This is a genomic window from Brucella oryzae, from assembly GCF_041929965.1.
Taxonomy (GTDB): Bacteria; Pseudomonadota; Alphaproteobacteria; order Rhizobiales; family Rhizobiaceae; genus Brucella; species Brucella oryzae.
Map to the genome: position 1 here is coordinate 1 of NZ_JBHEEO010000069.1, position 845 is coordinate 845.

The following is an 845-nucleotide window of genomic DNA, read 5'->3' on the forward strand; positions in this document are numbered from 1 at the left end:
AGTTAAAAATGGGTCTGGGCATTCTGATTTGGCTGAAGGACAACCTGTCCCCATCCCCTTTTGAAAAAGTCGCCCCGAAGCGCTCCTTCTTCTGGATGTGAAGATACTCGCCCGTTTTCTCGTTTCAACATCGAATGCACTCTCCCAACCTTTCTCGTGCTTGTATGAGGGATGGTTGTTGCAGAAAAGACACGAAATTGCCCGTTTTCGGCTGGGCAATTTAGGGTTTATTAACATGAGTAAACGCGAATTAACGGGTCTTAACGCTTGAAAACACGCGATATTTAGCATCGACGCTATTTCTAACACACGAATCCGCGACTTCTCTGTTTCAAGCGGAGAATATGTCAGAGTACCGTCATGAACCGCGACATTGATCGCTTTCGGGGCGAATCTTCCCGCCTTTCACGCCGTGTGATTGGCCCGGGAGGGCCTGGGGAAAAGGCTCCGATTCCACACACATTACTGATTGCGCATATATAAAGTGCGATAATTCGCAGGAAAATTTACCAGTTGGCGCGCAATTCGCTTGAAATGACAAAGCGTACCGGCTATCTCGCCCTTACCGGAGAGGTGGCCGAGTGGTCGAAGGCGCTCCCCTGCTAAGGGAGTAGACCTCATAAGGGTCTCGTGGGTTCGAATCCCATCCTCTCCGCCAGTTGTTTCAAGCAAGTTTCCTCACAAAATAAGATCCAGATTGCCTCGCGGCGTGCATTTTCGTGTTTTCATGCACCATATCCAGGCATATGAGGCCACCGCCCCAAATTCCTGATTTTTTCGGAGTTGAAGTTTGTCAATCTGATAACATACTGAAAACGTTGTTCTATTTCTAGAATCTCCGATTC

At 48.3% G+C, this 845-nt stretch carries 1 tRNA gene; it reads left to right on the forward strand.

Annotation, left to right across the window (positions count from 1 at the left end):
- Positions 1-567: 567 nt before the first annotated feature.
- Positions 568-658: transfer RNA gene (locus JNC70_RS22765), tRNA-Ser, on the forward strand.
- Positions 659-845 lie beyond the last annotated feature (187 nt).